7 protein-coding genes and 1 pseudogene are annotated in these 5,950 nt (G+C 61.8%); 6 read left to right on the forward strand and 2 right to left on the reverse strand.

Annotated elements, in window-relative coordinates; genetic code table 11:
• Positions 1 to 147 (reverse strand): hypothetical protein (locus tag M3436_18580; protein ID MDQ3566003.1); only part of this gene is annotated, 147 nt, incomplete at its 3' end.
• Between the two features lie 361 nt (positions 148 to 508).
• Positions 509 to 627: pseudogene (locus M3436_18585) on the reverse strand (transposase).
• A gap of 205 nt (positions 628 to 832) precedes the next feature.
• On the opposite strand from M3436_18585, the gene M3436_18590 reads away from it, so the two are divergent.
• The 6 genes from M3436_18590 to M3436_18615 all read left to right on the forward strand — a co-directional run bounded on the left by M3436_18590 (position 833) and on the right by M3436_18615 (position 5,891).
• The gene (locus M3436_18590; GenBank protein MDQ3566004.1) at positions 833 to 1,432 is read left to right on the forward strand and encodes a hypothetical protein; all 600 of its coding nucleotides are present in this window, start codon (positions 833 to 835) and stop codon (positions 1,430 to 1,432) included.
• Positions 1,433 to 1,457: 25 nt separating this feature from the next.
• Positions 1,458 to 2,636, forward strand: a complete 1,179-nt coding sequence (locus M3436_18595) for an FAD-dependent oxidoreductase (GenBank protein MDQ3566005.1) — start codon at positions 1,458 to 1,460, stop codon at positions 2,634 to 2,636.
• A 55-nt stretch (positions 2,637 to 2,691) separates the two neighbouring features.
• Positions 2,692 to 3,750: a stilbene synthase gene (locus tag M3436_18600; GenBank protein ID MDQ3566006.1), complete on the forward strand. Its 1,059-nt coding sequence runs from the start codon at positions 2,692 to 2,694 to the stop codon at positions 3,748 to 3,750.
• A gap of 24 nt (positions 3,751 to 3,774) precedes the next feature.
• Positions 3,775 to 4,041: a phosphopantetheine-binding protein gene (locus tag M3436_18605; GenBank protein ID MDQ3566007.1), complete on the forward strand. Its 267-nt coding sequence runs from the start codon at positions 3,775 to 3,777 to the stop codon at positions 4,039 to 4,041.
• Positions 4,038 to 5,270, forward strand: a complete 1,233-nt coding sequence (locus tag M3436_18610; protein ID MDQ3566008.1) for a beta-ketoacyl-[acyl-carrier-protein] synthase family protein — start codon at positions 4,038 to 4,040, stop codon at positions 5,268 to 5,270. The genes M3436_18605 and M3436_18610 overlap by 4 nt, the downstream gene beginning before the upstream one ends.
• Positions 5,271 to 5,627: 357 nt before the next feature.
• Positions 5,628 to 5,891 (forward strand): hypothetical protein, encoded by a 264-nt coding sequence (locus M3436_18615; protein MDQ3566009.1) that lies wholly within the window; start codon positions 5,628 to 5,630, stop codon positions 5,889 to 5,891.
• Positions 5,892 to 5,950 lie beyond the last annotated feature (59 nt).

Below are 5,950 nucleotides of genomic sequence, written 5' to 3' on the forward strand. Positions count from 1 at the left end.
ACGTTGGGCTATGGATCGCCAGCCGGCATGGGCTTTTTCGAGCGCCAGGCGCTCGACGTAGCATGCGGGTGTTTCGAAGCCATTCCAAGTCTCGTCGATGGCCGCGGAAATCGTGACGAATGCAACGCCAAGCTGCCCGAGGAGCACTTGGCGGCGGGGCGATTCGGAGTTCAGATAGAGCGCGGCGCGCGCCGCCGATCAAGAGGGCGACGTCGTTCGAGGCTTGGGTCCAGGAACTGAGATGCCGCGCGAGCTCGGGCGTGGTCCAGGCTCTTCGCCGTGTTCGTCGACAGCAACGATTCCGGCGACAGCCTCTCACGTGATCGCGCTATCGCACAGGCACGCGCCCTAGATCCCCAATGCCCACTACTTCTTAGGTCAACATTCGCAGTTCCAGCGGGCCGGTCTTGGCGTCGCGAATTCGCGATCGTCCAGTCGTAGTCGCTGAATCGCACCGCATAGTTTTCGGGTATGGGGTCCGCGACGTAACATTGGAGTTCGCTTCGCCGAGGCATTCTAGGTAGAAGCGGTAATCCTCCTCCGCATAGAAGCAGGCTTGGCGATTATTCCCCGCTGGATGATGTGCTGGGGGATCGACGATAACGAAAGCCGCGGTAGACGGGCCATGCGCAAGTCTCTTTGCTGATTATTTTAAGCAGCGGATAGCGTATCATACTTCAAGTGATTTTCACTCTGACCCCGAACCAACTCTGATGTGCTTATGGTACAGCGAAACGAAATCGCCGAAAGCTTTGGGCGGCTGGTAACCTGCATATTACAACAGTCCCCGTTGCAAGCGATACCCTCCGACTCGGCAGATCGGAGCCCTCGAATGCAGGCGCAATTGCTTTATGAGCGCTGGATGCATAAACCGGAGTGGTCGTTGCGGGCAGAAGGCATTCCGCTCCTTATTGGAATCGCGCCCGGTGCGTGGGAAACACTGCGAGCTTCCGGCGCATGCAAGACGCCGGAGAACGAGCTGTGGGCGTCCGTGAGAGAATCGGTCGTTACCGAAGGCAAGCCGCGAGTAATCAACCCTGAGCCCCCAGAACAGGATTGGCGTTGTGCGCCGATCGATCTCTATCAGTGGGCGCGCGCCTCGGGCGTCCCGATCCCGGAACCTTTCGAGGCGCTCATGCAATTCATCCAGCGCGTGGTTCCGGGATCCTCGGCCTCGTCACCAGACAGCCTCTGCCGGGAACCTAACTTGCCTGCGAGAAACAATGCGCCCAGCACGCGGGAAAAAGTGCTCGGCGCGGCTCTTAACGTGCTCGCAAAATGTCCGGACCAGTGTTACGACCAACATGGTTTGGTGAGTGGCGAGAAGATCACTCAGGTGATCGCGGCGCAATCCATACGCTGGTTTGATGCCGAGGAGCCCCCGATGCGTACCGGCGAGATGGCGGATCTGATCGATAAATGGTTGGAGTAAGCCGGCGCTTACGAATTTTAACCCCATGAAACCGGGAGATACGATAGGGACGCTCGCGATCACCGATGCGGTCGCGTGGGAATGGGATGTGGTCATCGTCGGCGCGGGGCCGGCCGGTGCGTTCGCCGCGCACGCATTGGCGCGGCACGGGCTACGGGTGTTGCTGGTCGATAAGGCGGCTTTTCCGCGCTACAAAGTGTGCGGCGCCTGCTTGAATCCACGCGCCTTGGCGGTAATGAACGCGGCCGGCCTCGGTGCCTTGGTGGAGCGTTGCGGAGCGGAACCCATCAAGGCTTTTCATGCCGCGATCCGGGGCCGGGATCTGACGCTCGCGGTACCGGGAGGGGTTGCGCTCAGCCGCGAGGCGTTTGACGCGGCGTTGATCCAAGCGGCCATCGGCGCGGGAGCGCAGTTTCTGCCCGGCACGGTCGCATGTTTAGGAGCGGGCACAAAATCAGGGGTGGCCGCCGAATTGCGGCAGGGCCCGCAATGCGGCGCCGTGTCGAGCCGGTTGGTGTTATGCGCCGACGGGCTCGGTAGCCGTTTGATCCGAGCGGCAGTGAAAGTTGCTCCGAGGGTCGCACAGGATTCGCGCGTCGGGGTCGGGGTGATCGTCGCGGCGGCGCCGGCTTTCTATGAGTCCGGAGTGATCTTCATGGCCTGCGGCGCGCGCGGCTACGTCGGGTTGGTGCGCGTGGAGGACGGACGGCTGAATGTGGCGGCGGCGTTCGATCGGGGGTTCGTCCGCACACTGGGCGGGGCGGGGGCTGCGGCGGCGGCGATTCTGAACGAGGTGGGTTGGCCGCCAATTCCCCCACTCGCCGAGGATGCTTGGCGGGGAACGGCGCGCTTGACCGTGCGGGCGCCGTGTCTCGCCTCTGAACGCGTGTTCGTCCTGGGCGACGCCGCGGGTTACGTGGAACCCTTCACCGGCGAGGGCATCGCCTGGGCGTTGGCCTCGGCGGAAGCCGTGGTCCCGTTAGCGCTCCTGGCCGTCCGACGCTGGGATCCCGCTCTGATCGCGGACTGGGAATGTTCCTATCGCCGCGTGATCGGGCGCAGAGTCCTTTGCCATGCCGCCGCCTGGATCCTCAGGCGGCCGGGCTTAACACGGGCGGCGTTTTCCATCCTGGCGCGCATCCCCGGGTTGGCGGCGCCGCTGCTGAAGGCATTGAATCATCGGCCTGCGATGCGTGCGGTGTGACGCCTCGGCCCCGCGCTTGAGCTATCATGCCTAAAAAACACAACCACTAATGGTAATGTTCGTCACTGGACTCGGCACCGCCGTGCCTCCGCAGCGCTATACGCAGGCCGAATGCTGGGAGGCGTTTAAGTTTTCCTCGTTCGCTACCCGGCTCGACCGGCGAGCCTGTGCTCTCATCGAGCAGGTTTTGCTCGGCGATAACGGGATCGCAACCAGGCATCTTGCGCCGGAAAACCTGCGCGAAGTGTTCGAGATCGATGCCGACACCCTGCATCGGCGCTTCCGCGATCACGCTCCCCGGCTGGCGATCGCCGCGGCGCGCCAGGCGCTCGAGAACGCCGGCCGGCGCGCCCCCGAGATCGATGCGGTGATCGCAAGCACCTGTACAGGATACCTGTGTCCGGGCCTGACGAGTTATCTGATAGAGGGACTTGGGTTGCGGCGCAACGCGTTGGCGTTCGATCTCGTCGGTCAGGGATGCGGCGCCGCCTTACCCAATTGGATGATGGCGGAGGCGCTGCTTTCGGCCGGCCGGTGCTGGAATGTGTTGGCCGTCTCGGCCGAAGTGTGCAGTGCGGCGATCTATCTCGACAACGATCCGGGGGTGCTGATCAGCGGTTGCTTGTTCGGCGATGGGGCGGGCGCAGCGGTGCTCTCCGATGCCGCCGCTCCGGGCCGCCGGCGCATCGAATGGAAAACGAGCGCGTCCCTTACCGATCCCGAACGGCGCGACGATCTGCGTTTTGAACAGCGCCAGGGGATGCTACGCAATATCCTGACCCGGCCCGTGCCAAAGCTAGCGGCGGCTTATGCGGAACAGGTATTGGGGACCGTACTGGAAAGCTCCGGTATGAACAAGCAAAATATCAGCACTTGGATTTGGCACGCGGGCGGGCGCGATGTGCTCGCGGCTCTAAAGGAACGATTGGAGCTACCCGAGGAGGCGATCCTCTATAGCCGGGAGGCATTGAGCGAATTCGGCAACCTGAGCAGCGCCTTCGTGTACTTCGTGCTCAGCGCCGCCCTGAAGCATTCGGCGCCCAACGGTTGGTGGTGGATGTCCTCGTTTGGTGCCGGGTTTAGCTGTCACGGGGCCTTGTTGGAAGTGAGCTAGGGGATCAATCCCGGAGACGTGATAATGACGACCTTGGAGCGCTTACAGGCGCTGCTGGTTAAGCACAACGAAGCTACACACGGTGATCTCGTGCCGGATGCCTCGCTCGAGGCGCTCGGGCTCGACTCGATGGACACCATCGATCTGCTGTTCAACATCGAAGATGAATTCAACATCACCGTGCCGCGTGACCAGGCGCCCCTGAAGACCCTCCAGGACGTTGTCGATTACATCGATCGTTTGGTTTCAGAGCAGCACGTTCAACCCACTGTCGAGGAACGCGGTCCTTGAGAAGGGTGGTCATTACCGGGCTGGGGGTGATCTCACCGCTCGGAAATGACCCGCACGAGTTCTTCAAAAACCTGCTCGCGGGAAGGTCTGGCATCGGGAGGCTGCAAACGCCGTTCGCCGAAAAGCTGTCGATCCGCATCGGCGCGCAGGTTGATTTTGACGGCGCGCTGTTTTTCCCTCCTGGCCGCTTGAAAATTCTGGATCGAGTCAGTCAGCTCGCCCTGAGCGCGGCGGCACAGGCCGTGACCGATGCGGGGCTGGTCTTCCAAGGCGGCGACGAGCCCCGGTGCGGTGTGTATTTGGGCACGGGCATGGGAGGCGCGGAAACGACCGATGCGGGGTATGCGATTTTGTATCGCGAGGGATCGAAGCGTTTGCAGCCCTTCACGGTGGTGATGACGATGAATAATGCCCCCGCCGCGTGGATCGCTCTCGAATACGGGCTTATCGGTCCCTGTCTCACGTATTCGACCGCTTGCTCCTCGTCCGCTGTGGCGGTGGGGGAAGCCTATCGCCAGATCGCGCTGGGGTATGTTGACACCGCGCTCGCGGGCGGCGCCGAGGCGCCTCTGACCTATGGCACCATGAAGGCCTGGGAAGCATTGCGCACGCTCGCCGTGGAGGACCCGGAAAATCCCGCGGCGTCTTGCAAGCCGTTCTCGAGGAACCGTACCGGGCTGGTGCTGGGTGAAGGCGCGGCAGTCGTCGTTCTGGAGGATCTGGAACGGGCGCGATCCCGCGCTGCGCCGGTCCATGCCGAGCTCGTCGGCTATAGCCAGACCACCGACGTCGCCCACATCACCCGGCCCTCGCTCGCAGGGCAAGCGCACGCGCTACGGTCCGCCTTGGAGGACTCCAAGATGGGACCGGAAGAAATTGATTACATCAATGCCCATGGGACGGCGACGCTTCAAAACGACGCGGTCGAGACCGCCGCGATCAAGGAGGCGTTCGGACGCCGCGGCTATCAGATCCCGATTAGCTCGACAAAATCCATGCACGGGCATCTCTTAGGCGCGGCGGGGGCCATGGAATTAATTGTCGCGATCATGAGCTTAAAATACCAAGCCATACCGCCGACCATCAATCTCACGCATCCGGACCCCGAGTGTGACCTCGATTATGTCGTGAATAGCGCTCGAACGAAGGTCGCCGTTACCACGGTGATGTCGAATTCCTTTGCCTTCGGTGGCACCAATGCCGTGCTCATCGCCAGAAAGCATGAATAAATCTACTGCGCATCCCGATCGCTGCATCGCGTGCTCGCTCCTCGCCTATCGAGTTGATATGTCTCATCGCTCGCTCCGCGGCTCCTTGCGCTCAGGCTTGCTCGCGACGATTTATTCACCACCTCACAGCCATATCAAACCTCGTTGTGCAACGCAAATAGGATTTCTCGATAGCGGTGCTACACTTTGTAATTGAGGCATCGGCATCGAGGAGCGTCTTCACGGAAAGCGGCCGGCCGATGTCATTTGGCCGTCATACATTCGCAGGATAATGTCCTTCGCACTCAGAGGGCGGTTCATCTGAGTCGTTTGTCTAGTAGATACGAGAGTACTACCACAGACCCGGAGGTAATCACTATGGATCTCATGAGCGTCAAAGAGCAATTCATGGCACCCGCGGACCCAGAGATGCAGGATGCGCCTGTAGCGCGGCAAGAGGATACGGCCGGCCCGGAGGATGCAAACGTTCCCATGGTCCTAGGGTTCGAGGCGGCCAACGGATCGAATGGCAACGACCGGCGTATTGTCGAAACAGCGTACCGGCGCGGCTGCGAGCGGGGGGAGAACCTGGGCGCCATCATCCGTAACCTCATCGCCGACACGCCCCTCGACCGTTGTTGAGGAAGGTCCGGGCAAGGTGTAGTCGCGCGCACGACCCTGCGCTTGAATCGGCCCATGAC

It is taken from the genome of Pseudomonadota bacterium, assembly GCA_030859565.1.
In the GTDB taxonomy this organism is placed as follows: domain Bacteria; phylum Pseudomonadota; class Gammaproteobacteria; order JACCXJ01; family JACCXJ01; genus USCg-Taylor.